Below are 25,538 nucleotides of genomic sequence, written 5' to 3' on the forward strand. Positions count from 1 at the left end.
ATTTAGACATAAATTTGCAAATTTGCCGTGCAAATTCGCCAAATTTGGCATTTCGCACGGCAAGTAAATTTACAAAATCTCTTTTCTGAGCTGCTCAGGGGTTTTTGGCGAGATTAGCGCCGGTGCGATGTCAAAAATGCTAAACGCACCGCTTTTGCCCTCTTTATGCAGTCGGTGCGCCGCTCTTGCGTAAGCCACCAGCACGCTAGCCGTAAATTCGGGGTTTGAATCAAGTTTTAGGCTAAATTCGATTAGGTGTTTTGTCTCGCCATTTTCGCCTGTGCTACCGCTTCTTAGCACGAAGCCACCATGCGGGATTCCACCGTGTTCGCGTTTTAATGTCTCTAAGTCGATAAAATGCACGGTCGTATCATAATCAGCAAAATAATTTGGCATTGTTTTGATTTCGTTTTCGATTTTCGCCCTGTCTGCGCCGTCTTCGACGACCACGAAGCACTCACGCAAATGCTTTTCACGGGTGCTTAAATTTGGATTTTCTCCGGCTCTGACACTTGCTAACGCGCTTTCAATCGGCACAGTGTATTGTCTAGCATCGACTACGCCTTTGATTCGGCGGATAGCGTCAGAATGCCCTTGACTCACGCCTTTGCCCCAAAATGTGTAGCTTTCGCCACTTTCTAGCACGCTTTCGCCCACAAGGCGATTTAGCGAAAACAGACCCGGATCCCAGCCAATAGCGATAATACCGACATTTCCGCCACTTTTGGCTGCGTTATCGACATTTGCGAAGTGTTCAGGGATTTTGGCGTGTGTATCGAAGCTATCGACGACGCAGAAGTTTTTGGCAAATTCTGGCGTTTGAGTTGGCAAATCAGTCGCCGAGCCACCGCAAAGCACCAAAACATCGAATTTGCCCTTGAAATTTAAAATCTCATCTATGCTAAATACACTCGCGCCGCAGGTTTTCACACTACTTGGCTCACGCCTAGAAAAAACGCCAAAAACTTCCATATCGCTTGTGTTTCGCACGGCAAGCTCCACGCCACGACCTAAATTTCCATAACCTAAAATTCCTACTTTGATTTTACTCATTTTTTATCCTTTTTATTAAATTTTATTTCTGAATTTTGCCTATTTTTGGGCTTTCACGGCACCATTTCAAATCGCCAAAATCGTTTTGAAAAACCAAAAAATATCATAAAATTTCCTATTTTTTAAACATAAAATACACAGCCAAAACTAGGAAAACAAAGCTTATAATGTGGTTTATGCGAAAGGCTTCGCTTTTGAAAATCAGCAGTGCAAACACGCTAAAAACGCTAAGCGTGATGACTTCTTGCATGACTTTTAGCTGCCAAATGTCAAACGAACCGCCGTTACCGATGTAGCCGTATTTATTCGCAGGGATTAGCAGACAATACTCGAAAAACGCCACGCACCAGCCAAATAGAATAATCCCAAAAAGCCCAAGGTTGCTAAAAAACGGAATTTTGGTAAATTTCAAGTGCGCATACCACGCAATCGTCATCAAAACATTTGAAAAAATCAGTAAAATTATGGTGTAGTATGGTTTCATTTTATCTGCCTAAATTTTTAATTTTATACTCTTTCGCATTTTTCACTTCACTCCCAAATTTGCTAGTTCGGTGCAAACTTTTTCAAACTGCTCTTTTGCGTTTGCTAAGCCGTTGCGATTTGTTTCGATGACGCTAGCTGGGGCAGAAGCGATGAATTTTTCATTTCCTAGCATATTTTCTAGCTTTGCGATTTCTTTTTCAAGCTTGGTTTTTTGCGAATTTAGGCGATTTATGATAGGGTTTAAATCCACGCCTTCAAGCGCAACAAAGCTTTCTAAATTCGCACTCACATCACGCACGGCATTTGCCACAGGAGCGCTTACAAACTCGATTTCATCGCATTTAGCAAGGGTTTTGATATAATCTTTCGCCCCGCTTAAATCAAATGAGCTTAGCACAAAAGCTTTTGCGATTTTGGCATTTCCTAAATCAATCGTCGCTTTTGCTCGGCGAATGCTCACAATCGCTTCAATCACGCGCTCAAAAAGCTTTTCGATTTGCTCATTTTGCGCCGAAGTTTTTGGGTATCTCATCATGGTTACGGATTCTCCGTTCTCCAACGAAGTCCCGCTAAGCTCGTGGTAAAGATATTCGCTGATAAACGGCATAAAGGGGCTAAGAAGCTTCAAAGCTTCTTTAAAAATCATACCAAGCTCAGGGATTGCGGCTTTGTTTGCTTTACTTAGCTCAATCCCCCAGTCGCAAAATTCGTCCCAGAAAAATTTGTATAAATCAGTCGCAGCGTCGTTGAAGCGATACGCGTCGAGATTTGCCCTGACCGAATTTACACACGCCTTAAAACGGCTTAGCATATACTCTCCAAGCTTCGTTTGAACCAAATTTTCGTCCAAATCACCGAATTTAGCCGAATTTAAAAGCAAAAATTTACTTGCGTTGTAAAGTTTATTTACGAAATTTCGATAAATCAAAAGCTTATCGTCGCTTAGGCGTAGATCTCGTCCCTGCACGCACAAAACAGTCAGCGTAAATCGCAAAATGTCGGCTGAATATTCGTCGATTTTATCGAGCGGATCGACGATATTTTTGCTTGATTTACTCATTTTTTTGCCGTCTTTGTCCTTAACTAGGGCGTGGAGATAGACATCGTGAAATGGCAATTTAGAAGTAGCATTTTCGCATTGGAAAAACATTCTTGCAACCCAAAAGAAAAGTATGTCAAAGCCCGTAATAAGCATAGTATTTGGGTAAAATTCTGCTAAATCGCTCTCATGCCATTTTTCATCTTTTAGCGCGTCGCCGTTGCCCCAGCCAAGTGTCGAAATCGGCCACAAGCCGCTAGAAAACCAAGTATCAAGGACATCTGGGTCTTGCGTGAATTTCGCACTTCCGCATTTTGGGCATTGGCTAGGGTTTTCGCACTCGTCCGCCCACTCGTGTCCGCACTCGCAGTAAAACACAGGGATTCGGTGTCCCCACCAAAGCTGACGGCTAATGCACCAGTCTTTTAACTCTCTCATCCATGCATTAAAGCTATTTATCCAGTGCGACGGGAAAAACTCAGCCCCGCCGTCATTTACCATTTTTATGGCGTTTTTAGCGATGTCAGATTTGACAAACCACTGCTTTGAGATATACGGCTCGACGACATTTTTACAGCGATAGCAATACCCGACTTGATTTTCGTAATCTTCGATTTTTTCGATAAAGCCTAGCTCATCAAGTTTTGCGACGATTTTATCTCTGGCTTCAAGGCGTTCAAGTCCAGCAAATTCGCCACAATATTCGTTTAAAATTCCCTTTTCGTCAAAGATTGTGATAAATTCCAAATCGTGGCGATTGCCGACTTCGTAGTCGTTTTGATCGTGCGCTGGGGTTACTTTTACGCATCCTGTTCCAAAAGCCATATCGACATGCTCGTCGGCGATGATTTTGATTTTTCGCCCTATAATAGGGAGTTCTACAAATTTTCCGATTAAATTTTTATAGCGTTCGTCATTTGGATTTACCATTACAGCAGTGTCGCCGAAATATGTCTCAGGGCGAGTGGTCGCTACAACGATAAATTTATCTTTTTCATCGCAAAGGAAGTATCTCACATAGTAAAGTTTGCCTTTGTTTGCCTTGTGTTCGACTTCGACATCGCTTAGGGCGCCGTCGTGAGTGCACCAATTCACCATATAATTGCCTCGCACGATTAAACCCTTTTCGTATAAATTTACAAAGGCTTTTCGCACGGCGTTTTTAAGCCCGTCGTCCATAGTAAATCTCTCTCTACTCCACGCAGGACCCACGCCAAGACGCCTAATTTGCCTAACTATCGTGCCGCCGCTTTGCTCTTTCCATTTCCAAACATGTTTTAAAAACTCATCTCTGCCGATTTCTTCTTTTTTTATGCCACGGGCTAAAAGTTCTCGTTCGACGACATTTTGAGTGGCGATTCCAGCGTGATCGAGTCCCGGTTGATACAGCGCTTTGTATCCGTCCATGCGTTTATAGCGCGTCATAATGTCTTGGAGTGTGCAAGTCAGCGAGTGTCCTATGTGCAAAACGCCCGTTACATTTGGCGGTGGCATCATAATGCAAAAAGTTTTGCCATCTTCTTGGATATTTTTGTTACCGTCGATCTCAAAGAAACCCCGTTCTTCCCAAATTTTATAAAATTTTTCTTCAACTTCTTTTGGATTGTAAAAATCTGCCATTTTTTCGCCTTTTAAATTTTGTGAATTCATAATAAATTCGGCGATTTTATCAAAATTTGTATAAAGAGTTGATTAAAGCTGAATTTACGGATATTTTAAAGTGAATTTTGGCGAAAATTTATTTCGCCAAAATTTATAAATTTTTTCACTCGCTAACCTTAAATTTAAGCATTTCTAGGTCGTAGTCATTTAAACTTTCATCTTGCATATATTCAGCTTTTACAGCAGGAAGTGAGCATTCGCCACTTATGACGACATTTAACGGCGTAAAAATGGTAATCTCGCGCGTAAAATCATTTGGAAAATAAAGCACTCTATCAAATAGATACTCTTTGTGGTTAAATTTGGCTTTATCTTGCGTAAATTTTGTGCGAGTGCTAGGATAAAGTCTTTCATTTACCGTTTCAAAACAGCTGCTAACGGCTTCATCGATAGCTAAATTTCTCACCCAAAAATTCGAATAAACCTTAATTTTAGAAAAAATTCTATCGCCGACTTTTAGGCTATTTAGATCTACTTTTTTGCCGTTCGTATCGGTAAATTCTCTAAAAATTTTAAGCTCGGGATTAAATTTTGCAAAAGGTTTATCAAATTCGCTAGGATCGAAATCTTTGTGTTTTAAAGGCACTTTTTCATAACCAAATGATAAAACCGAATAAAACACGCCTTTTTCATCTTTTGGCAGAATCGAAATTTGTGGATTTTCAAGAGCAAATTGCCTTGAAATTTGAGCACTGAATTCATCTATTTTGCCGTCAAATTCGAGTGCAAAATTCGCCTTAGAATCGATATTTTTAAAATATTCATCAAAAGCTCTGACTATAAAAGCTCTTTCTTGCGTGCTTTTGATATTTTCAAAATTATTTGTTAAATAGTCTATAAAACTTAGCGAATTTTGGTTTGGCTCTAATGTTAAGGCATGGACAAAAAGTGCAAAAGCGATATTTCTATAACTACTATCAAAAACAACATCATCAAATTTACCAATATCGTTTAATTGCGAATTTATTTTTTGCAAAACAATATCAAATTCTTTTTGCATATTATTCGTTTTTAAAATGTGCGCCATCATATAGCGACTATGCAAACTTACATCGTAAATAAGGTTGTCAAACATAAAATTTATCTCGCTTACCGGTAGCTGTTTGTGGCGATTTAAAATAAAATTTGCATAGGTTTTTAAAAAGTTATTTTTGAAATTTATTTTCAAATATTTATATATCAGTTTGCGTTGATTTTCGCCGATGAAATTATATTTTTCATCAAATTCTAGCAAAATATCAGCTGCATAAACCGAAGCATACTCGTTTGTATGCCCGTAAGCCGACCAGTAGCCAAAACTGCCGTCATTTTTAAGACGAGAAATAACTACCCTTGCGTTATCTTTGATTTTATCTAGCGTTGTGGCGTTTTTATCTCTTTGATAAAGATGATTTAGCGCGACCATTTTTGAAGTGATTTGCTCGGTGCAACCATACGGATACGAGTTTAAATCTTGCACGAACGAAACGGCATTTGGCGTTGCCGAAACATTTATAAAGGCGTTTTTATAGCTTTCATCGCCTAGATTTAAATCTATTTTTGACTTCGCAAAGCCTGATTTAAAAAATTTACTTGCAGGGAATTGCGAAATAACGCTAAATTCGAGTTTGTTTTTATAGATTTTATCTTTATCTTGGACTATAAAATTTAAACTTGCATTTCCTAAATCACGCGCATTTAGGCTGAATTTTTCATGCGAATTTGAAAGCGCTTTAAGGTTTATATTTTTATTAAATTCTCCAAGGTTTAAATTTGGCGAATTTTCAATTTTTAGCGTTAAATTTTTATCCGAATTTGTCGTATTCATAAGCGTTAAAGAAAAATCAATCTTATCATTTTTAACCAAATATGTAAGCTCGGAAGGTTTTATAACCACTTCGTCTTTTATATCGATATATGAATTTGTCGAATTTATCGTGTTATCATCGACACTTAGGGCTGAAATTCTAACTTTTGAATTAAAATTGCTTGGGAATTTGAGTTCAAATTCAGCCGTTCCTTGTTCGTTTGTTTTTCCGCTTTTCATAATGACAAAAGAGCGTTCCTTGCGTTTTTGCACAGGACTTGCATCCCGTTTCATCGCAGCGAAATTTGCCATAACCATATCGCCGCCGAATTTAAGCTCATCGGCATTAGTAAAATATGTGCTTAAATCATTGTAAATATCATAATATCGCATTGCAAAATAAATCGGCGTATCAAAAGCCTTAAAAGCGTCTAGTTCTTGCTGGTTGATGATATTTAAAATTCCCATATCCGCGGCAAATAAAACAACTTTTGAGTTTGGTTCTGCGCTTACTATTATCTTTGTTGTTTCGCCGTTTTTGCTTGATTTATCGTGAAATAGCGAAATAGGGGATTTGTGAGATGAGTTATCGACCTTAACTGCTAAATTTGCAAATGTTCGTAAAGGCGCATTTGTAGGCGTAGCAGGGCGAAAAATAGAAGCTGAGATATGACCGCCTGTGAAGTTTTGCGGAACTTTTAGCTCAAATTCGCCACTGCCTTGTTTGAACTCTTTTACAACAAAATCAGCAATATCATCGCTAACTAACGAAACGCTTAAAATTCCATTTTCAATCGGCGAATTTATAATACCTTTTATGATTTCTCCCGGTTTAAAAGAGGTTTTTTCTAGCACTATTTTTGCCGTTGTTATGGATTTTGCATCAAGTTTGCCGTAGTATCCCCAGCCGCTAACATCGACTTTGATACTAGCGCTACTTCCGCTTAGATAATCATGGGCTACAACCAAATAATCGCCACCGCTTTTAAATTTATAATCAAATTGCGAATTTTTGGTTTTAAAACTATCCATAAGCACGAAATTTAGCTGTTCTGCGTAATAATCTCCGTTAAAAACATAATCGTAATCTTTTTTGTAAATTTCAATATCAATTTCACCGGAAATTGGCTTTTTAGCCGCGCTATCTATTAAAATAGTTTGAAAATTTACACTATCATCCGTTTTTGTAAAGCGTTTGTTTGCGCTAATGCCGATTATGCTTTTATATGGAAAATAGGCAACATCTTCATAGGCATTTACCATTTTTCCGCCGTCATTGACGCTGAAATTTAGCAAAATATCATAAGCATTTGACACATTTTGATCTTGCAAAGGTGCGATGATTAGCTCTTTTTCGCCGTTTTTATCAAGTCTAAAAAATATATTTTCAAATTCGGTATTACCGGCTTTTTGCAACAGCTCATTTTCAAATGAAAAATCTTTATATTCATCAAATTTAAGCTTTTTATCAAACATTGTAGCGATTAAATTTCCGTCCATATCGCTACTTGGAGCGCCCAAAAGGTAGTTAGATACGGCTTTTATTTTGATAAATTCATTTTCAAAATACTCTTTTTTATCCGTTATAATATCGTTTTTAATGCGATTTGGAATAAAATTTTCAACGCTGAAATTTTTACTTGCTATAATTTTGTTTTCGAAAATAGCGTCAATGCGATAAATTCCTGTCATCTCGCCCATTTTTTCATCGATTTCAACAACACCAAAATCATCGGTTTTAACGCCTTTGCTTAGAATTTCTATATTTTTTGGATCAAAAATGCGTAATTTTATCGGAACGCCTTTTAGGGCAGAAAAGTCGCTATTTTTTAGTATAAAAACGCCCTGAATTTGCTCGTTTGGATTGATTAAATCACTAGCTAGATACAAAAAGCTTCGTTTTAGATTTTTTGTCGGCTCAGACTCCATAACGGCATTATTAAAAATCAAAAATGCACTTTCTTTGCCGTTTTGAATAAAAATCGATTTTGGTTTTTTATCCAAAAAATCTTTATCGCTTATTTTTAAAATTCCGTTTTTATCGGTTTTGTCGTTATAAATTATTTCGTTAGTATCAGAATAAATCAAAACATTGGTTTTAGGCAAAATTTCGCCCGAACTTAGCCTTGAAGTCAAAATCAAAATTCCGTTTTGGCTAAGTGTCGCAGTCGCGCTAATATCGCTTAAATATACGATTCTATCGATAGTTTTTAGCTCTTCGCCGTCTTTATACGCGACTGAAATTTTGTAAATTCCGTCCGTATAGCCTTTAAAATCAAAATTTATTTTTCGCTCGATAACTTCATTTTTTGCCCCGCCGATGTCGAATTTTTGGCTTAAAATTTCTTTCGTGTATGGGTAGGCGTTGTCATCAAAATTTAAAAAATATCGCAAATTTTGATCCAAAAGTTTTGAGATCATTACATTGATTTCATTTAAATTTGAAGCTTTAAAGCTCACGACTGCCGACTTTGGCACGAATTTTTTCTCATCAGAAAAAGCGATAAAAGGTTTTCTATCTTGTGTTAAAATTTTAAAGTTCAAATCTTCTCTAAGCAGAGTGTAATTATCCCCAAATCCCTTTAATAGCGTGATTTCATAATTTTCATTTGGCAAAAATTCATCGCTTTTTATGTCTATATAGTAGTTTGCGTTTTGAGGAATTTGCTCTTTTATACTCTCATCATGGCGATAATATCCGCAATATGACGGCTCGGAAATGCTAAAATTCGAAACGCCTTTTATGCGAACAAATTTGCTAGAAGCTCTAAGCCAGTCTTTGAAATAAAGCCTAATGCCTAATCTTCCGTCATCATAGCTATATCCAGTGGCTGAAACTTCTGTCAAATTTATGGCATTTTTATTATCTACAAATGGCTCTTCGTCGGTTTTTAAAATCTTACCTGATTTGATTTTTACGCCGAATTTAGATTTTAAAGAATTTGAAATTTCAACGGCGATTTTATCCATTTTAGCGTTATAATCGATAAAAAATGTCTTGTAATCAGCCGTGCGAATTTCATGCGTTATGTCGTTTTTTGCCAAATTTTCCATTTTATATACAGTTAAATTTGATTTCAGCTCATCAATATCGACAAAATCGTTAAATTTAGCAACAACTAAACCGCTTTTTATTTTGCGAAATTCGCTTAGTCCAAACGAATTTGTAGAAAAGCTAAATTCGCCGCCGTCTGGAAGCGAACAATTATACTTTTTTCCTGCTATTAACGGAGTTTTTGGATAAAATTTGATTGTCCTAATTTCGCCGTTATCGATAAATTCATAAGTTCCGTTTATTTTGGGTTCGCATTTAAAAATTTCATCTTGTGTGATAGAAAATTTTTTATCCATGAAAATATCATCAAATTCGATATAATTTCCCTTTTGCACTACGCTCACACCAAAAGCCATGCCACATAAAAACGGCAAAATAAAAATTTTTTTCAACATTTTTTTCTCCGTAATTTTATTTGAACTTTAAAATTATATAGATTAAATGCTTTTTTATGAATAAATTTGCAAATTTATTCGGTAATTTCGAAGTTCGCGCGGATTAAATTTGAATAATTATCAAGGCATTTAACGCTATGTTTGCCTATGCTAAATTCCTTAAAAAACGGCTTTGAATTTGGTATCTGTGTGTAATTTCCATCGTCAAATGAGATAAAAATTTCATCGCCAAAAATCGCCGTGCAGTGAATTTTTAAATTTATTTTTCCGTCCGTTAAAGCTGGAAACTTTTTTTTATCAATATCGTTTAAAATAGGCTTTAAACTTTTAAATTTTGCACCACAACGCCCATTTTCAAGCTCTTTTGTATCTAAAAAATTATTTCGTAAAAGATAAAAAAGCTCTTCGTTTTTGTAAATTTCGCAACTTAAATTTCTATCGATACTTTCTATGACAAAATCTTCTTTTTCGTCCTTGCAATTATCTTCAAAATAAAAATCGGTGCAAATTTTGCGTTTTTGGATACCTTGTGGTGGGATAAAATTTGAAATTTCATAATTTTTATCCAAATAATCAAACATATTAAAAGCAACCCGTGCTGCGCTTATTCCGCCGCTTAAATCGCTTGTTTTGCTTCCGTCAAAATTCCCAAGCCAAACGCCAAGCGTGAATTTTGGCGTGAGTGCTACCGTATAAAGGTCTTTTGCGCCTGCACTTGTACCTGTTTTAAACATTAAATTTGGCTTATTTTCGGTATTTTTCCAAACTGAATTTAGGTAGCTTCGCGGGGCATTTTCTAGCATTTTTGTAACCAAATACGCACTTTGTGGCGTTAAAATTTGCTCGTTTTTCCCTATGATACGACCTGCTACTTCAAGCGGTTTTAATCTTCCGTCTTTTGCAAACACACTATAAAGGTGAGTTAAATCCAAAAGTGAAAGCGAAATTCCACCAAGAGCGATACCTGCGCCATAATATGCTTCATCAAAATCGGTTAAATTTGCCTTTTGCAGAGTATAAAAAAGTGAATTTTTTCCTAAAATTGAATTTAATTTTACGGCAGGAATATTTAACGAAAAGCCCAAAGCATCGGTTGCAGTGATGATACCATAAAATTTTTCATCATAATTTTTTGGAGTGTAGTTGCTAAAATAAAGCTCGGTATCAACTAGCTTTGTTAGTGGCGTTATAATACCCATTTCTAGGGCTTTTGCATAGATAAATGGTTTTAGGGTTGAGCCTACATTTTTTGATGATTTTACGCCATCGTTTTGACCGAATTTTGCATTTAAATCGTGGCTTCCCGCGTAAGCTATAACTTGCATTTTTTCATTATCAATTAGCACAGCTGCGCCGTTTGCAACGCTTTTTGATTTTAAATTTTCAATCTCATTTGTTAAAAAATTTTCTAACGCAGTTTGAATTTGTAAATCTAAATTTGCCTTTTTTACGCCGTTTGTAAAGGCTAAATTTGCATAATGCACCGCATTGTTTGCATAAGTTAGTCTTGTATTTTCAAATGGCTCATTTATGGCTCTTATTTTTTGGTTTTCATCAATTATTTTGCCCTTGTAAAGCTCGGTTATAAGGCGGTTTTTGAGCTTATTAACATTTGAAATTCTATCCAAGCGATTTTTATTTGGATTTTTTGGGATTACGCTTAAAAGCGCACTTTGAGCGATACTAAGCTCGTTTAAATTTTTACCAAAATAAAAATATGCCGCCGTTTTAACCCCTTCGATATTTCCGCCGTAAGGGGCGAGATTGAAATACATTGTCAAAATTTCATCTTTTGTGTAGTGAAATTCAAGCTGAAAAGCGTTAAAAATTTCGATTATTTTATTTGCATAGGTTCGTTCTTTTGGGTTCATCATTCGCGCTACTTGCATTGTGATTGTCGAACCGCCTAATCTTTGTGTAGAATTTTGCGTAAAATTATACGCAAAAGCTCTTAAAAGCGAGAAAAAATTTACTCCAAAATGGCTATAAAAATATCTATCTTCAAAAAACAAAACGCTTTGTTTGAGATTTTGCGGAATTTCATCGGAATTTGTATAAAATCGCCAAATGTCGTCTTTTGCGATTTTCATATTTATGATTTTATCGTTTCTATCAAGTAAAATTTGACTTTTTGGCTTATTTAACATCTCTAAATTTAACGGAAATAATCTATCTAAAATCAAAAAACCGCCAAAACATAACGCCAAAAAAATCAAACAAATTTTTGCAAATTTTAAAACTATTTTTTTCATTTTGTCATTATAAAAGAAATTTAATGAATTTAAGCTATAATTTGGCTTTTTTATAAGGATTTCTATGGACGCTCTTTCGAAACTAAATACCGAGCAATACACAGCAGCAACAGCCCCAAAAGGCTATAATCTAGTAATCGCAAGTGCAGGCACGGGCAAAACATCGACTATCGTTGCTAGAATTGCGCATTTACTAAATTTAGGAACGAAACCCGAAAAAATCCTGCTTTTAACCTTTACAAACAAAGCAGCAAGCGAGATGATAGCTAGGCTTTCGCGTCATTTTGATAAATCTATCACTTCAAAAATCGTAGCTGGCACTTTTCACGCAGTATCTTATACGCTACTTAGCAAGCTTGGCAAGGGCGTAGTTTTAAAACAACCAAGCGAACTTAAAACGCTACTAAAAAGCCTAGTTGAAAGGCGAAATTTTCATCATATAAGCGACATTAAACCTTACGGCGGGGCATATTTATACGATATTTACTCACTTTTTCAAAATAAAGAAATGAGCGCAAATTTTAGCGACTGGTTTGCTAGAAATTACGAAGATCAAGCCGAGTTTAGCGAAATTTACGAAGATATTTTGCGTGAATTTGAAGAAGAAAAGGCTAAATTTAATTACGCTGATTTTAATGATATTTTAATAAAAATGCGAGACGAGCTAAGAAATGGTGCAAAACTCGAATTTGACGAAGTTTTGGTCGATGAATATCAAGACACAAATTCGCTTCAAGGATCACTTATAGACGCTTTTGATCCAAAAAGTCTATTTTGCGTGGGGGATTTTGATCAAAGTATTTATGCGTTTAACGGCGCAAATATCGACATTATCGGCTCTTTTGGCACTCGTTATAAAAATGCAAAAATTTATGCGTTAAACATAAATTATCGCTCATCTTCTGCGATTTTAGCCCTTGCAAATAAAGTCATCGCAAACAATCCGCGTTTGTATGAAAAAAAGCTAATCGTCGGACGAGATGGCAAATTTGCTTCGCCAAAACTATTTATATATGATGAAATTATGGCACAATACGCAAGTGTAGCAAAATCTATCTCAAATTCGCCATTTCCGCATGAAAATATAGCGATAATTTTTCGAAATAATTCATCGGCTGATGCAGCAGAAGTTTCGCTTAAAGAGCTTGGAATTTCGTGCAAACGAAAAGGCGGGATTAGCTTTTTTGAAAGCCGTGAAATAAAAGCTTTTATGGATATTTTTGGAATTTTGGTAAATCCAAAAGACATAATGGCATTTATCAATACTTGCGAATTTGCTCGTGGCGTTGGAAATGCCGTAAGCAAGGAACTTTTTGACGCTTTTATGCTTTTGGGGCATGGAAGCATTTTGCAAGGATTTATGCACCCTGATGAGAGTGTGAAAATTTTTGAGAAAAAGAGAAAAAATGTAGGTCTTGGACTTTTTGAAGACATCGATACTATCGGCTCTGTAAGCCGTTTTAGCGAACTTGGTTTTGATGAATTTTTTAAAAGCCACCCGATTTTAAAATATAACAAGCTAAGTAGCGACGGGGCGGTATTTTTATATGAAATTTATAAACTTTTCAAAAAAGTCGGCACTAGCCAAAAATCGCTTAACATTTTAACTGAAATTAAAAATTCGCAAATTTTTGCTAGTATCGCCACGCAAATAGCGACAAAAAGGGCTACTTTAAAAAACGGCAAGGTCGATGAAGATAGAAAAAAAGAAGAGAGCGAGCGAATTTATAATAAGGTTGCGATTTTAAATGAAATCGCCGTAAAATACGCAAATGCCGAGAAATTTTACAACTTTTTGACAATGGGTTCAAAGGAAATGAGCGAGGGCGAAGGTGTGAATTTGCTAAGCGTTCATGCTAGTAAAGGTTTGGAATTCGATCAAGTTTTTTTGGTTGATTTAGCGCAAAATCGCTTTCCAAATTTGAAGCTAATGGCTATGGGCGGCAGTTTAGACGAGGAAAGACGGCTTTTTTATGTCGCCGTTACCAGAGCAAGGGACGAGTTGGTTTTAAGCTATGCCAAATTTGATAAAATTCGCAAAATTTCATACGAACCAAGCGTGTTTTTAAAAGAAGCAGGAATGGTAAAGTAAATTTATATTTATTAAAGTTTATTTATATAGCATAATGTAAATAATATCATAGGAGTCAAGCATGATACCAGAAAAATTTAATTATTTTTGGGCTTCTTATAAAAATTTAGAAGATAAAGTGTTAGAAGTAGCAAATTATATACAATTTGACGACAAGCAATCGACCGTATATTCTAACTATATTGCTGATTTATTGGTTATGACCGTTATGCAAATAGAATCTTTATCAAAGGAATTATATAGGCAAATGAATATAAACGATGATAAAGAATTAAAATTTGATGAAGATTGTATAAAATTTTTAGATGATATTTGGGAGATTTGTAAAAAAGAAATATTTATTTCATCTAATAAAATCTATTTTGATGAAATAAAGATAGCTCCATTAAAAAATGCTAATAAAAAAGGAAAAAATACATGGAAGTGTGCATATCAAGCTGTCAAACACGACAGAAAAAAAGAAATAACAAAAGGTAATATTAAAAATTTAATTTTTGCAATGGGTGCTTTGTATATTTTAAATCTTTACTATAAATACGATTGTGAGAGCTATATGGAAGAAAAAGAGTTTGACCATAGATTAAATTCAGAAATTTTTGCAGCCACTGTTTCAGATATTACAACAAATACTAATTTTTTAGATGACGAAAGCATATTAAATTCACTAAAATGTTCTTTATTTGTTTTGAAATTTAAAGATAGCATATGGTCAGAAATAGAAAATGACATAAAGAATACTGATAATATTATTAGGGAAGATTTATTAAAAAATGATGAATTTAAAGAATATATAAAACACCATGATATTCACAATGAATCTTTAACTGAACTAGCATACAAATTTTTGGGAAAAGAATATTTATTTACAAATACTTCCAACATTGTGAAAAAGGTAATTTCTGGAAAAAAAGTGGTAATGATAAACAAAAATAAACCAGTGGTTATATACGGCAAAGATAATTAGTAAAGTTTTTTAAAAGAAGCAGGTATGGTGAAGTAATCGAAATTTGATTGAATTTTCAATGTATTACTAATTAATGTTTTCAAAAAATTTAAATTTAAAATTTATTTGTAAAAATTTATCAAAATACCATATAAAAAGGAGAAAATTTTAGTATGAAACGCCTTGTATTCGTATGTCACGGCAATATCTGTCGTTCGCCGATGGCTGAGTTTGTGATGAAAGATTTGGTTGAAAAAGCAAATTTAACTGATGAATTTTTTATAGATTCAAAGGCAACAAGCACCGAAGAAATCGGCAATGGTGTGCATTACGGCACGATAAATGAATTAAAAAAACATGGCATTAAAATTTATCCACATACTGCAACACAAGTTACAAAAGATGATTATCAAAATTTTGATTTTTTGATATGTATGGATAAAAATAATATTCGTAACCTTTCCCGCATTATGGGAACTGATGTAAATAATAAAATTTTTTTGTTACTAGAATTTTCAAATTTAGATAATAATGAAAATGTAACACAATTTATCAAAACACAACAAAATGCAAATGAAAATAAATGCAGTTTTAATGACAATTTACGACAAATTTTAACTCAAAATAATTCGAATTTGAATTTAGAAATTGATGATCCGTGGTATAGCGGAAACTTCGCTAAAACCTATATTGACATTAAAAAAGGCTGCGAATCATTATTAAAAATTTTGAGAATGATTTGAAAAAATAAAAAAAAATTGATTTTTCTCATTTGTTTTTACCCCAAAATTTGGTATAACTCGCAAAATAAATTGTAACAAAATACCTAAATTAAAAAGGACTTAAATTTGAAAACCTCAAAACTTTTAATCTTTTTGGTTTTTATACTTGGCGGTTTGATCGGTCTTGGTATTGCATTAGCGAGTGCCGAGATGATTCATAAAACAGGAGATGACAAATTTTGTAGTAGTTGCCATGTCATGGAGCCTATGAGAGATTCTTATTTGCAAGATACTCATGGCGGAAATAACGCAATGGGCGTAAAAGCAGAGTGTGTGAGTTGCCACTTGCCACACGATAGTGTTTGGAATTATACATACAAAAAAGCTATGAACGGCATTAGCGAAGCTTGGCAAGTTGCGTTTTCAGATCCTGAAAATAACGATTGGGAAGCAAATCGTAGAAATAAAAAAGAATTTGTTTATGATAGCGGTTGTATGAGCTGTCATGAAAATGTCAAAAATGCAACAGCTTCAAATATGAAGTCATTTTTACCACACCGTGATTATTTTAACGGCATTTCAAATAAAACTTGCGTTGAATGTCACGAAAATGTTGGTCATAAAAATTTAGGCTTTCATTTAAAAGAGAAATTTAGTAAAGTAGAAAACACCAAGTAAAAGAAAGGAGAGAACATGTTCAAAAAGATTTTCTTGGCAGTTGCCTGTTTGTCCGTGATGTGTTTTGCGGAAAATGTAGGCGATGTAAATCTTATGAAGGGCATGAAAGTTGATCGAAAACTTTCTGCTCAGGCGGTTGAGTGTATCGAGTGCCATACAAAAGAGAGTCCGGGCATTGTAAATGACTGGAAATCTTCTCGTCACGCTCATGCTGGTGTAAGCTGTGTTGATTGTCACAATGTCCCTGCTGACAACCCAATGGCAATCAAAGCTGCTCACCCAAAAGATAGCACTAACCATGTAAGTATGTTGGTTAGTTCAAAAACTTGTGCGAAATGTCACGAGAAAGAAGTTGCTGAGTTCAACCAAAGCGGTCACGCAAGAGGCGGCGTTCAAATGTTCGCTAAAAAGCCTATGCTTGAACTTATGTATCACTATGAAGGTGCAGATCACCCTGATTTAAAAGATGCTCCTGCAATCACAGGCTGTATCCAATGTCATGGTTCTGTTATCAAAATGGATAGCGCAGGAAAACCTCTAAAAGAGACTTGGCCAAATTTTGGTATCGGTACTGCATATCCTGACGGCGGAATCGGAAGCTGTGTTGCTTGCCATAGCAGACATAAATTTGACATAGTAGAAGCTAGAAAACCAGAAGCTTGTGCTTCATGTCACTTAGGACCTGATCATCCAAACATTGAAATTTTCAACAACTCAATGCACGGACATATATACAACACAGAAGGCGACAAATACAAATTTGACAGCGCACCTGATACATGGGATGTTCCTGATTATAGAACTCCAACTTGTGCAGTTTGCCACATGTCAGGTATCGGTGAGCTAAAAACTACTCACAATGTTAGCCTTCGCTTGAAATGGAACCTATGGGCTCCGCACAGCAATCAAAGAAGCGGTGGATTTGACACTGCTGCAAAAGAGTGGGCAGAGGGCATGAAACTAACAACAGGTAATGCTCTTGCAGGTCACCCAGACGGTGCTGATGCAGGTAGAAAAGAGATGGCAATGGTATGTAAATCATGCCACACAAGCACATTTACAACTAACTTCTTCGAAATGGGCGATAAGCATGTAATGCTTTATAACTTCTATCACGATGAAGCTATGAAAATGCTAAATGAGCTAAAAGAGAAAAAGCTTCTCAAAGATGATGAGTGGAGTGATGAATTCCAAAGAGCATACTACTACTCATGGCACCATGAAGGTCGCCGTATGAGAATGGGTGCGATGATGGGTGCTCCTGACTATGCTCACTGGCATGGTGTATTTGATGTTCAACAACAAATCAGAAAAATGAGAACTATTTACCAAAAACGAATTGAAACTGGTAAAATAGAATAATCTGATTCTTGTCGGATAAATTTGCAGGCGTCGCTATTTGGCGACGCCTTTTTTGTTTTAAATTTTTAATTGTACTCTAATTTCTATGAATATATTAAAATTATGTTGTCATTTTTTAAAAAAATTATGCTTTACTTTGTTACTTTTTTTGCTCACAATAATATAATTTTAGGTAAAGTTAAAAAAGAGATCTAACAGTTTAAAATATAAAATCCAAATTTAAAAATTCATTGCTTTTTTAAATTTAAGAAAAATTTTTTATTTAAAGGTAATAATATTATAAATAGTAAAGTAAATATAGTTCGATGCTTATTCGGATAATTACAATATTTATGTTAGAGTATAATACTACTACTAATATTTTCAAAACTAAAAATATTTTCGCCGTTTTCGTGTCGATATGTTAGCTCTAAGCCGTGAGCTTTTAAGATACTATCTACGATATAAAGTCCAAGTCCGAAGCTTTGTTTGGCATTTTCACCTTTCGCAAAAGGTTCTATATAAAATTTAAAATCCTTACTTAGTGCTTCGCCTTTTGTGATAAAATTCAGGCTTTTTGCGGTTGCGACTATGCGAATTTTTTTATCGCTACCATATTTTAAGCCGTTGTCGATGATATTTTTAACGGCGATTGAAAATAGCTTAAAATCGACATTTATACTAAGTTTGAGTGGATTTTCTAAATTTACTCTCTCTTTGTCGCACATTGCTAAATCAATGGCTTCATTTACTATATCTTCAACGCTACAATCTATAAAATTATCTAAATTTATCCCAGAAGTTGCCCTTTCAACAGCGGCAAATTCGTTAATCAAATTTTCTAATCTTTCAAAAACCGAAATCAAACGATCTTTGTTTTTGCTTTCTTCTATCATCTCGGTTGCGATTCGTCCCTTTGTAATGGGCGTTTTAAGCTCGTGCATAATGTTTCGCAAAAACAAATGCCTAGATTCATTTAATTTTTTAATCTGCATAACCGAATCATAAAATGCTTTTGAAACATCGGAAATTTCGTTATTTCCAACGCTAACATCTTTTATATTTAAATCTCCATTAGCAAATTTATTAATCTCTCTTTTTAGTTTGCGAAGTGGTTTGATTTTTCGTATCGTAAAGATATAAGTTACCAAAAGTGTAATTAAAACGGCAAAATAAATCAGCCTAAAAAAGTCATAACGATAAGGTTGATACTCTGAATCATAAAGTAAAATAAGTTCATTTTTTCGCTCGATTTTTAAATAATGTTTTTTTTCAAAATATAAAATAGCTCCTGAACCCAAGCTTGTCGCCATTTCATATAAATTCTCGCTTTTAGTTAAAACTTCATTTTTTGTTGGTTCGTCTTGGACTTCGGGAATTTTAAAATTTTGCATTTGGCGTTTAAATTCGCTCTCACTGATTAAGTTATTCATTTTATAAAGATATAAATTTGTTACGATTTCATAGCGAGTATTTAACTCTCTACGGTAGTTTTCTTTGTCGTATCCGATAAGCCACCAAAACATTATCGAAATAGCCACGATAGCCAAAACAAATATGAAAGTTATCGTAAAAAAAATCGAATTTCGTCTCATTGGATTAGTTTGTATCCTACTCCGCGAATAGCGTGGATATATTTTGGATTTTTTGGATCTTCGCCTAGTTTGTGGCGAATTCGCCCGATAATGACATCTATGCTTTTAATAGTCGAATCTTCATCGATTGAAGCGCAGTTATAAATAAGCTCTTCTCGTGTGATTGCGCCACCTTCTTTTTTTATTAAATAGCGTAAAATGTCATATTCTGCAACCGTCAAATTTATCTCTTTGCCTTTTAGGGTTATGATATGTTCGAATTCATTTAGCACCAAATCTTTATTTTGCGGTACCAAATTTGACGCTACGCCTAGGCTTTGTTGGCGGCGGATATGGCTTTTTATCCTAGCTAGTAACTCTTTTGGATCATAAGGCTTTGGCAGATAATCATCAGCCCCAAAATCAAAAGCATTTATTTTATCGGTTAAATCGTGTCTTGCACTTGAAATGATAATTGGTATATTGTTTGTTTTGCGAATTTCTTTGCAAACTTCAAGTCCGTCCATACCCGGCAAAGTCAAATCCAAAATAATCAAATCAAAATTTTCTAGCTTTGCTCTTATTTTAGAAAGTCCGACATAAGGATCTTCTACGATAGTAACTTCCATATCAAAAGGGGTTAAATAATCAGATAAAATCTCGGCAAGCTCGGTATCATCTTCAATCATTAAAATTTTTATCATTGTTTTTTCCTTTTTTGGACTTGATTATAGCAAAATAAGAATTAAATTTAAAATTTGTAAGAAATTCGGAGCAAATTTGCTCCGAATTAGTGTAAATTTGGATTATTTTATAACTAAACCTTGTGGAATTCTATTTCTAATAACCCAAACAAGTGTTTTTTGACCATTGTAGTCTTTTATGAGTTTATTAAAATCTTCCATATTTTTTACATCTTTTTGACCGATTTGTATTATGACATCGCCAGTTTTAAATCCAAATTCCTCTGCTTTTGAATCGTCTTCAACGCCTGTTACCAAAACTCCATTAATATCGCTATCAAGGCGATATTTTTGGCGAAGCTCATCATTTAGATTGCTAAGTTTAAGTCCGTCGATAGCGCTTCCGCCTTTACTGCTAGAACTTTTTTCATCGCCACTCATACTATCTAGCTTGATTTTAGCTGTTTTCATAGTTTTGTCACGCTCAAATTCGACTTCGATAGTTTTATTTGGCGGCATTGAGCCGATTAAATTTTTTAATTCATTTGAATTTTTGATTGTTTTATCATCAACTTTTGTTATCAAATCGCCTCTTTTGATACCTGCTTTATCGGCAGGAAGATCTTTTTCAACACCTACGATAAGAGCACCTTCTGTATTTTTATAAATTTCTTTTTGATCTTTTGTAAGATCGCCTATCATAACGCCGATATAACCGCGTTCAATTTTGCCGTCGCTAATTAATTTTTGTGCAACATCTTTTACCATATTTGACGGGATTGCAAAGCCTATGCCGTTATTTCCGCCGCTTCTGCTAAGAATAGCTGAATTTATGCCTATTAATGCGCCACGACTATCGACTAACGCACCACCTGAGTTTCCCGGATTTATCGAAGCGTCTGTTTGGATAAAATTTTCATATTGGTTTAAGCCGATATTATTTTTATTTAGTGCTGAAATTATGCCTTGCGTAATCGTTCCGCCCACGCCAAAAGGATTTCCGATAGCAAAAACTATATCGCCTTCCATTAAGTCGTTTGAATTTGCAAATTTGATAGCTGAAAGATTTTTTTCTTCTATTTTGATGATCGCTAAATCGGTCTTAGAATCTGTGCCGATGATTTTGGCTTTATACTCTTTGTCATTATCAAGCAAAGTCACCAAAACTTCGTCTGCGTTTTCGACTACATGGTTATTTGTGACGATATATCCGTCATTTGATATAATAACGCCTGAACCAAGAGAGCTTGATTTTCTCTCTCGTTGTGGCATATCAAAACCAAATCCGAAAAATTGTTTAAAAAACGGATCGTCAAACAGCTCACTCATCGGGTGTTGAGCTGATTTTAGCGTTTTGCTTGTCGAAATATTTACGACCGATTTTTTGGCTTCACTTATTGAACTATGAAAAGATAGCACTACATCGCCGTTGTAAGCCGGATTTAGTCGATCAAATTTGCTCGGAGCTTCGTTAAAATTTATACTAGCACCAAAAAGCAAACCGGCTGTCAATGCTGAAAACATAATAATTTTTTTCATTAAATTTTCCTTATAAAAAATTTTGGTAAATTATATTTTTTTTATCAAAATATTTTTTTAATGAATTCTAATTTTTTTCCCAAGTTTAAAGCAAATTTAGTTTAAACTTGATTGACATAGACTAAACTTTTATGATAAAATATATGTTAATAAATTTACAAAAATAAAGGAAGGAAAATGGCTGACAATAAAAGCCTTTACGATACTTTGGGCGTTTCAAAGGACGCAAGTAGCGAAGAGATAAAAAAGGCTTATCGCAGACTTGCTAGAAAGTATCACCCAGATATAAATAAAGAAGCAGGTGCAGAAGATAAATTTAAAGAGATAAACGCAGCGTATGAAATTTTAAGCGATGAAAATAAACGAAAACAATACGACACATACGGCGATAATATGTTTGGCGGACAAAATTTCGGCGACTTTGCACGAAGTGCCGGAAATATGGAAGACTTAAACGAAATTTTAAAAAATATTTTTGGCGGTGCATTTAGCGGTGGTTTTAGCAGTGGAGGAAGTTATCGCAGTAGCGGCGGTTTTGGCGGATTTGATTTTGGCGGTTTTGGTAGCGAAAATTTAGATATAAATGCAAATTTAAATATTCCGTTTGAAACTGCCGTTTTAGGCGGAGAAAAAGAAATTTCTATAAATAATCAAAATATAAAAATTCGCATTCCAAGCGGAGTAAATAACGGCGAAAAACTGCGAATTCGTGGCAAGGGCAGGGTTTCAAGCAGAAACGGAAATGTCGGAGATATAATTTTAAGTTTAAATATCGAAGAAAGTAGCGAATTTAAAAGGCAAGACGATGATTTATACAAAAATATCGAAATTCCGCTTAAAACTGCACTTTTTGGCGGTAAATTTGAAGTGGAAACTTTCAAAAAACCAGTAACCATAAAAATCGCACAAAATACAAAAAACGGACAAAAAATTCGCCTAAAAGGCTACGGTGTGCAAAATCGCAAAAGCAAAATTTACGGAGATTTGTATTTAGTTGTAAATGTGGTTTTACCAAATGTCGATGAACTTGATAGTGAAGTTCGAAAAATTTTAGAAGAAAAGCTTTAAGGAGGCTAAAATGCAAGGATATGATGAACCTGTTTATCTTATAAGCGTTGTGGCAAAGGTGCTAAATTTGCACCCGCAAACGCTTCGTCAGTATGAAAGAGAAGGTCTAGTCGAACCCGGTCGCACAGAAGGAAAAATGCGACTATATTCGGAGCGAGATATTGATAGAATAAAAATGATTTTGCGTTTGACAAAGGATTTGGGCGTAAATTTAGCGGGAGTTGATGTGATTTTGCAACTAAAAGAAAAGATTGATGAATATGAAAAAATCATCGATGAATTAAGAGCCGAGCTTGATAAATTTAACTCATCAAATTCACGCAAAAATCAGCTTGTCAAGCGAAAAAGTAGTTTTGATTTGATTTTTTTTGAAAGCGAAAAAGAGTAAATAAAGAGTAGGGCATGGAAATTTTTATCGAACTTTTTCTTATTGTTACTGCATTGGCTGTTGTTTTAAATGTGATTTTTAAGGCATTTGATATTCCTACGATTATCGGTTATATAATAGCCGGAATTTGCCTTTCACAAATGGCAAATATCACTCACACTAAGATTATTCACGCAGAAGAAATAGTTCATGTCGCCGAATTTGGCGTAGTTTTTTTGATGTTTACTATCGGATTGGAATTTAGCTTTAAACACCTAATGAGCATGAAAAAGGAAGTTTTTTTTAACGGCTTTCTTCAAATGTCCGCTTGTGGTATAGTTTTTTCTATGTTGATAGAAAATTTCTTTGATATAAATATCAAAACAGCCGTTATAGTGGGGTTTGCACTCGCGCTTTCATCGACCGCGATTGTGTTAAAAATACTAAACGATACAAAAGATATAAATCAAAATTACGGCAGAAAAGCTCTTGGAATTTTGCTTTTTCAGGATTTAGCTGTAATTCCTATTTTGCTTATGATTGATATTTTTGCAAGTGCTGATAATACGCCTGTAAATTCACTCATTTTTAAAACTGCCGTAAGCGCAACTATCGTTTTGCTTTTACTTTTTGTTTTGGGAAAATTTGTCTTTAACAAAGTCCTTTATTTTGTCGTTAAAACCGAATCAAAAGAGACATTTATAGCTACTATTTTATTTATCGTTGTGGGTGCTAGTTTTTTAGCTCATATTTTTGGATTTTCTTATACTTTGGGTGCTTTTATCGCAGGAATGCTGATTGCAGAAACCGAATACAAGCACCAAATGGAAGCCGATCTTATCCCATTTAGGGATATTTTACTAGGTCTATTTTTTATCACAATCGGTATGCAGATAAATTTCGACACGATTTTAAATCATTACGGTATGATTTTGGTTTTAATCGTGCTTACAATGGCAATAAAAACAGGCGTTGTTTATGCGATTTTGATTTTGGCTAGTAAAAAGCGAGTTGCGCTAAAAGCGGCACTTTCGATTTGTCAAATCGGCGAATTTGCATTGGCGATTTTTGCGATTTTGATTTCAAGAAAGATGATTTCTGGCGAACTTGGGCAAATTTTAATCACCGTCGTAGTTGTAACTATGATTTTAACGCCGTTTATCTTAAAAAATTTAAGCCGTCTAGCAAATCGCATAGAAAGCGAAGTTGAAGGGCTTGATGAAGAAGCCGGGTTTAATTTATCAAATTTGAAAAATCATATCATAGTCGCAGGATACGGACGCATAGGACAAGAAGTTGTGCGAAGATTGCAAAGTGGCGGATTAGAATATGCCGTCATCGATAGCGATGTCGAACTTGTGCATTTAGGACAGAGTAGGGGAGAAAAAATTTATTTTGGAAATTTAACGCAAAAATCAACGCTTGAAGCATTAAATATAAAAGAGGCAAGTGCGATTATTTTAACCATTTCAAACGAACAAAAGTTAGAACTCGTGGCAAAAATGATAAATTCTATGAATTTAAAAGCTGATGTCATAATTCGCTACACAGGAATTGGCAGAAAAAAAGAGCTTGTGGGTGAATTTGGCGAAAATTTTGTCTTTATAAAAGAAGAACGAGCCGTCGCAAATGCCCTTATAAACGAAGCTTTACAAAGCAGAATGAGTAAAATTTAAATTTGCTAATTTTTTTTTTCTTAAATAGAACAAATACGCATTTAAATAATTAAATTTACGCAAACATTCGGATTTTTTCTGAATGTTTGCATGTCTAATTGCATAAAGAAATCGCAAATTTATCAAGTTTTTAAATGAAATTTAATCAAATAAAAGATAAAATAACAGCTGAATTTTTTACTTTAAAAGGCTTTTTATGTTAAAAGATATGTTTCTTTTTGCGGGTAGTTTATTTACTTACAATCACACTTTTATCTACATTTTTCACCTATTGTTGGCTGTGGCGATTATCATAGCGATTGCATATTTTTCTACTAGATCTATGCAGCTTGTTCCACGCGGTATCCAAAATGTAACCGAAGCTTATCTTGGCGGTGTTTTGAATATGGGAAAAGATACAATGGGAAATGAAGAACTAGCTAGAAAATATTTGCCATTAATCGCAACTATCGGTTTGCTTGTATTTGTGGGAAATGTTATGGGTATAATCCCGGGTTTTGAATCTCCGACTTCAAGCTTAAATTTGACCCTTGCTTTGGCACTTTGTGTGTTTGTTTATTACCATTTTGAAGGTATTCGCAAAAACGGCATTGTAAAATATCTAAAACACTTCATGGGACCTGTTGCGGTTTTGGCTCCGTTAATGTTTGTTGTTGAAATCATCTCTCATTTTTCACGCATTATTTCGCTTTCTTTCCGACTTTTTGGAAATATCAAGGGCGATGATTTATTTTTATTAGTTATGCTTTCTTTGGTTCCTGCGTTTATACCAATGGTTCCGTTGGCATTGCTAACATTTATGGCGATTTTGCAGTCTTTTATTTTCATGGTTTTAAGCTATGTTTATTTAGCGGGTGCTGTTGTGATAGATGAGCATTAATCTCAAATTTAAAAGAAATTTTCTTTATTTTATATTAGGTGCATCGTGGGGGATTTTCTTTCTCGGTGCATTTTATTTTTTTATGCATTTTTTACCTTTTGGACTTAAATTTCTCTTTGCTTGCACGCTTCCGGGCATTGTTTTAATAGTGATTTTATCGCTTATAATCGATGTTTTTGATTTAAAACACAAAGACGAAAGCTATCAGTGGGAAGAGTAAATTTAGGCAAAAAGTTGTAAAATGTTG

The 25,538-nt window shown here is 34.7% G+C and carries 18 protein-coding genes; 10 read left to right on the forward strand and 8 right to left on the reverse strand.

Annotated elements, in window-relative coordinates; translation table 11 throughout:
• Window positions 1-69: 69 nt before the first annotated feature.
• The 5 genes from PF026_RS03130 to pbpC form a co-directional block, all read right to left on the reverse strand.
• Window positions 70-1,053 (reverse strand): diaminopimelate dehydrogenase, encoded by a 984-nt coding sequence (locus PF026_RS03130; protein ID WP_270864299.1) that lies wholly within the window; start codon window positions 1,051-1,053, stop codon window positions 70-72.
• Between the two features lie 115 nt (window positions 1,054-1,168).
• On the reverse strand, window positions 1,169-1,537 hold the full coding sequence (locus PF026_RS03135) for a DMT family protein (RefSeq protein WP_270859445.1): 369 nt from the start codon (window positions 1,535-1,537) through the stop codon (window positions 1,169-1,171).
• A gap of 42 nt (window positions 1,538-1,579) precedes the next feature.
• A complete protein-coding gene (locus PF026_RS03140; protein WP_270864300.1) occupies window positions 1,580-4,198 on the reverse strand; it encodes a valine--tRNA ligase in 2,619 nt (872 codons plus the stop codon).
• A 145-nt stretch (window positions 4,199-4,343) separates the two neighbouring features.
• Window positions 4,344-9,476, reverse strand: a complete 5,133-nt coding sequence (locus tag PF026_RS03145; RefSeq protein ID WP_270864301.1) for an alpha-2-macroglobulin family protein — start codon at window positions 9,474-9,476, stop codon at window positions 4,344-4,346.
• A gap of 74 nt (window positions 9,477-9,550) precedes the next feature.
• Window positions 9,551-11,728, reverse strand: a complete 2,178-nt coding sequence (gene pbpC / locus PF026_RS03150; RefSeq protein WP_270864302.1) for a penicillin-binding protein 1C — start codon at window positions 11,726-11,728, stop codon at window positions 9,551-9,553.
• 64 nt (window positions 11,729-11,792) lie between these two features.
• Between pbpC and PF026_RS03155 the strand changes: the two genes are divergently transcribed.
• From PF026_RS03155 to PF026_RS03175, 5 genes are all read left to right on the forward strand, one after another.
• Window positions 11,793-13,820 (forward strand): ATP-dependent helicase, encoded by a 2,028-nt coding sequence (locus PF026_RS03155; RefSeq protein WP_270864303.1) that lies wholly within the window; start codon window positions 11,793-11,795, stop codon window positions 13,818-13,820.
• A gap of 61 nt (window positions 13,821-13,881) precedes the next feature.
• Complete coding sequence (locus PF026_RS03160) at window positions 13,882-14,784, forward strand: hypothetical protein (protein WP_270864304.1); 903 nt, start codon at window positions 13,882-13,884, stop codon at window positions 14,782-14,784.
• Window positions 14,785-14,936: 152 nt separating this feature from the next.
• The gene (locus PF026_RS03165) at window positions 14,937-15,506 is read left to right on the forward strand and encodes a low molecular weight protein-tyrosine-phosphatase (protein WP_270864305.1); all 570 of its coding nucleotides are present in this window, start codon (window positions 14,937-14,939) and stop codon (window positions 15,504-15,506) included.
• A 105-nt stretch (window positions 15,507-15,611) separates the two neighbouring features.
• Window positions 15,612-16,163 carry a cytochrome c3 family protein gene (locus PF026_RS03170; protein WP_270861154.1) on the forward strand — a complete coding sequence of 184 codons (552 nt, stop codon included), beginning with the start codon at window positions 15,612-15,614 and terminating at the stop codon, window positions 16,161-16,163.
• A gap of 15 nt (window positions 16,164-16,178) precedes the next feature.
• Window positions 16,179-17,525 carry a multiheme c-type cytochrome gene (locus PF026_RS03175; RefSeq protein WP_270861153.1) on the forward strand — a complete coding sequence of 449 codons (1,347 nt, stop codon included), beginning with the start codon at window positions 16,179-16,181 and terminating at the stop codon, window positions 17,523-17,525.
• A 335-nt stretch (window positions 17,526-17,860) separates the two neighbouring features.
• Here the strand turns inward: PF026_RS03175 and PF026_RS03180 are convergent, their stop codons facing one another.
• The 3 genes from PF026_RS03180 to PF026_RS03190 all read right to left on the reverse strand — a co-directional run bounded on the left by PF026_RS03180 (window position 17,861) and on the right by PF026_RS03190 (window position 21,300).
• Complete coding sequence (locus PF026_RS03180; protein ID WP_270864306.1) at window positions 17,861-19,099, reverse strand: ArsS family sensor histidine kinase; 1,239 nt, start codon at window positions 19,097-19,099, stop codon at window positions 17,861-17,863.
• Window positions 19,096-19,782: a response regulator transcription factor gene (locus PF026_RS03185; RefSeq protein ID WP_270864307.1), complete on the reverse strand. Its 687-nt coding sequence runs from the start codon at window positions 19,780-19,782 to the stop codon at window positions 19,096-19,098. The genes PF026_RS03180 and PF026_RS03185 overlap by 4 nt, the downstream gene beginning before the upstream one ends.
• A 102-nt stretch (window positions 19,783-19,884) precedes the next feature.
• Window positions 19,885-21,300, reverse strand: a complete 1,416-nt coding sequence (locus PF026_RS03190) for a Do family serine endopeptidase (RefSeq protein WP_270864308.1) — start codon at window positions 21,298-21,300, stop codon at window positions 19,885-19,887.
• A 177-nt stretch (window positions 21,301-21,477) separates the two neighbouring features.
• Here PF026_RS03190 and PF026_RS03195 point away from each other — a divergent pair, with 177 nt between their 5' ends.
• The 5 genes from PF026_RS03195 (at window position 21,478) to PF026_RS03215 (ending at window position 25,511) form a co-directional block, all read left to right on the forward strand.
• The gene (locus tag PF026_RS03195; protein ID WP_270864309.1) at window positions 21,478-22,368 is read left to right on the forward strand and encodes a J domain-containing protein; all 891 of its coding nucleotides are present in this window, start codon (window positions 21,478-21,480) and stop codon (window positions 22,366-22,368) included.
• 10 nt (window positions 22,369-22,378) lie between these two features.
• Window positions 22,379-22,756: a heat shock protein transcriptional repressor HspR gene (locus PF026_RS03200; protein ID WP_270861148.1), complete on the forward strand. Its 378-nt coding sequence runs from the start codon at window positions 22,379-22,381 to the stop codon at window positions 22,754-22,756.
• 14 nt (window positions 22,757-22,770) lie between these two features.
• Entirely contained in the window at window positions 22,771-24,411 is a 1,641-nt protein-coding gene (locus tag PF026_RS03205) for a cation:proton antiporter (protein ID WP_270864310.1), read from the forward strand.
• 196 nt (window positions 24,412-24,607) lie between these two features.
• Window positions 24,608-25,291, forward strand: a complete 684-nt coding sequence (locus PF026_RS03210) for a F0F1 ATP synthase subunit A (protein WP_270861146.1) — start codon at window positions 24,608-24,610, stop codon at window positions 25,289-25,291.
• 82 nt (window positions 25,292-25,373) lie between these two features.
• Window positions 25,374-25,511, forward strand: coding sequence for a hypothetical protein (locus PF026_RS03215; RefSeq protein WP_270864311.1), 138 nt, complete (start codon window positions 25,374-25,376; stop codon window positions 25,509-25,511).
• The last annotated feature ends 27 nt before the right edge of the window (window positions 25,512-25,538 follow it).

This window comes from Campylobacter sp. CS_NA3, assembly GCF_027797495.1.
Lineage (GTDB): Bacteria > Campylobacterota > Campylobacteria > Campylobacterales > Campylobacteraceae > Campylobacter_B.

Bases quoted from the DNA above. Each gene is read 5' to 3' on its own strand.
- PF026_RS03165 (WP_270864305.1), top strand. From the start codon at position 14,937: ATGAAACGCCTTGTATTCGTATGTCACGGCAATATCTGTCGTTCGCCG.
- PF026_RS03145 (WP_270864301.1), bottom strand. From the start codon at position 9,476: ATGTTGAAAAAAATTTTTATTTTGCCGTTTTTATGTGGCATGGCTTTT.
- PF026_RS03180 (WP_270864306.1), bottom strand. From the start codon at position 19,099: ATGAGACGAAATTCGATTTTTTTTACGATAACTTTCATATTTGTTTTG.
- PF026_RS03205 (WP_270864310.1), top strand. From the start codon at position 22,771: ATGGAAATTTTTATCGAACTTTTTCTTATTGTTACTGCATTGGCTGTT.
- pbpC (WP_270864302.1), bottom strand. From the start codon at position 11,728: ATGAAAAAAATAGTTTTAAAATTTGCAAAAATTTGTTTGATTTTTTTG.
- PF026_RS03130 (WP_270864299.1), bottom strand. From the start codon at position 1,053: ATGAGTAAAATCAAAGTAGGAATTTTAGGTTATGGAAATTTAGGTCGT.
- PF026_RS03135 (WP_270859445.1), bottom strand. From the start codon at position 1,537: ATGAAACCATACTACACCATAATTTTACTGATTTTTTCAAATGTTTTG.
- PF026_RS03175 (WP_270861153.1), top strand. From the start codon at position 16,179: ATGTTCAAAAAGATTTTCTTGGCAGTTGCCTGTTTGTCCGTGATGTGT.
- PF026_RS03190 (WP_270864308.1), bottom strand. From the start codon at position 21,300: ATGAAAAAAATTATTATGTTTTCAGCATTGACAGCCGGTTTGCTTTTT.
- PF026_RS03160 (WP_270864304.1), top strand. From the start codon at position 13,882: ATGATACCAGAAAAATTTAATTATTTTTGGGCTTCTTATAAAAATTTA.
- PF026_RS03155 (WP_270864303.1), top strand. From the start codon at position 11,793: ATGGACGCTCTTTCGAAACTAAATACCGAGCAATACACAGCAGCAACA.
- PF026_RS03195 (WP_270864309.1), top strand. From the start codon at position 21,478: ATGGCTGACAATAAAAGCCTTTACGATACTTTGGGCGTTTCAAAGGAC.
- PF026_RS03200 (WP_270861148.1), top strand. From the start codon at position 22,379: ATGCAAGGATATGATGAACCTGTTTATCTTATAAGCGTTGTGGCAAAG.
- PF026_RS03215 (WP_270864311.1), top strand. From the start codon at position 25,374: ATGCATTTTTTACCTTTTGGACTTAAATTTCTCTTTGCTTGCACGCTT.
- PF026_RS03140 (WP_270864300.1), bottom strand. From the start codon at position 4,198: ATGGCAGATTTTTACAATCCAAAAGAAGTTGAAGAAAAATTTTATAAA.
- PF026_RS03185 (WP_270864307.1), bottom strand. From the start codon at position 19,782: ATGATAAAAATTTTAATGATTGAAGATGATACCGAGCTTGCCGAGATT.
- PF026_RS03210 (WP_270861146.1), top strand. From the start codon at position 24,608: ATGTTAAAAGATATGTTTCTTTTTGCGGGTAGTTTATTTACTTACAAT.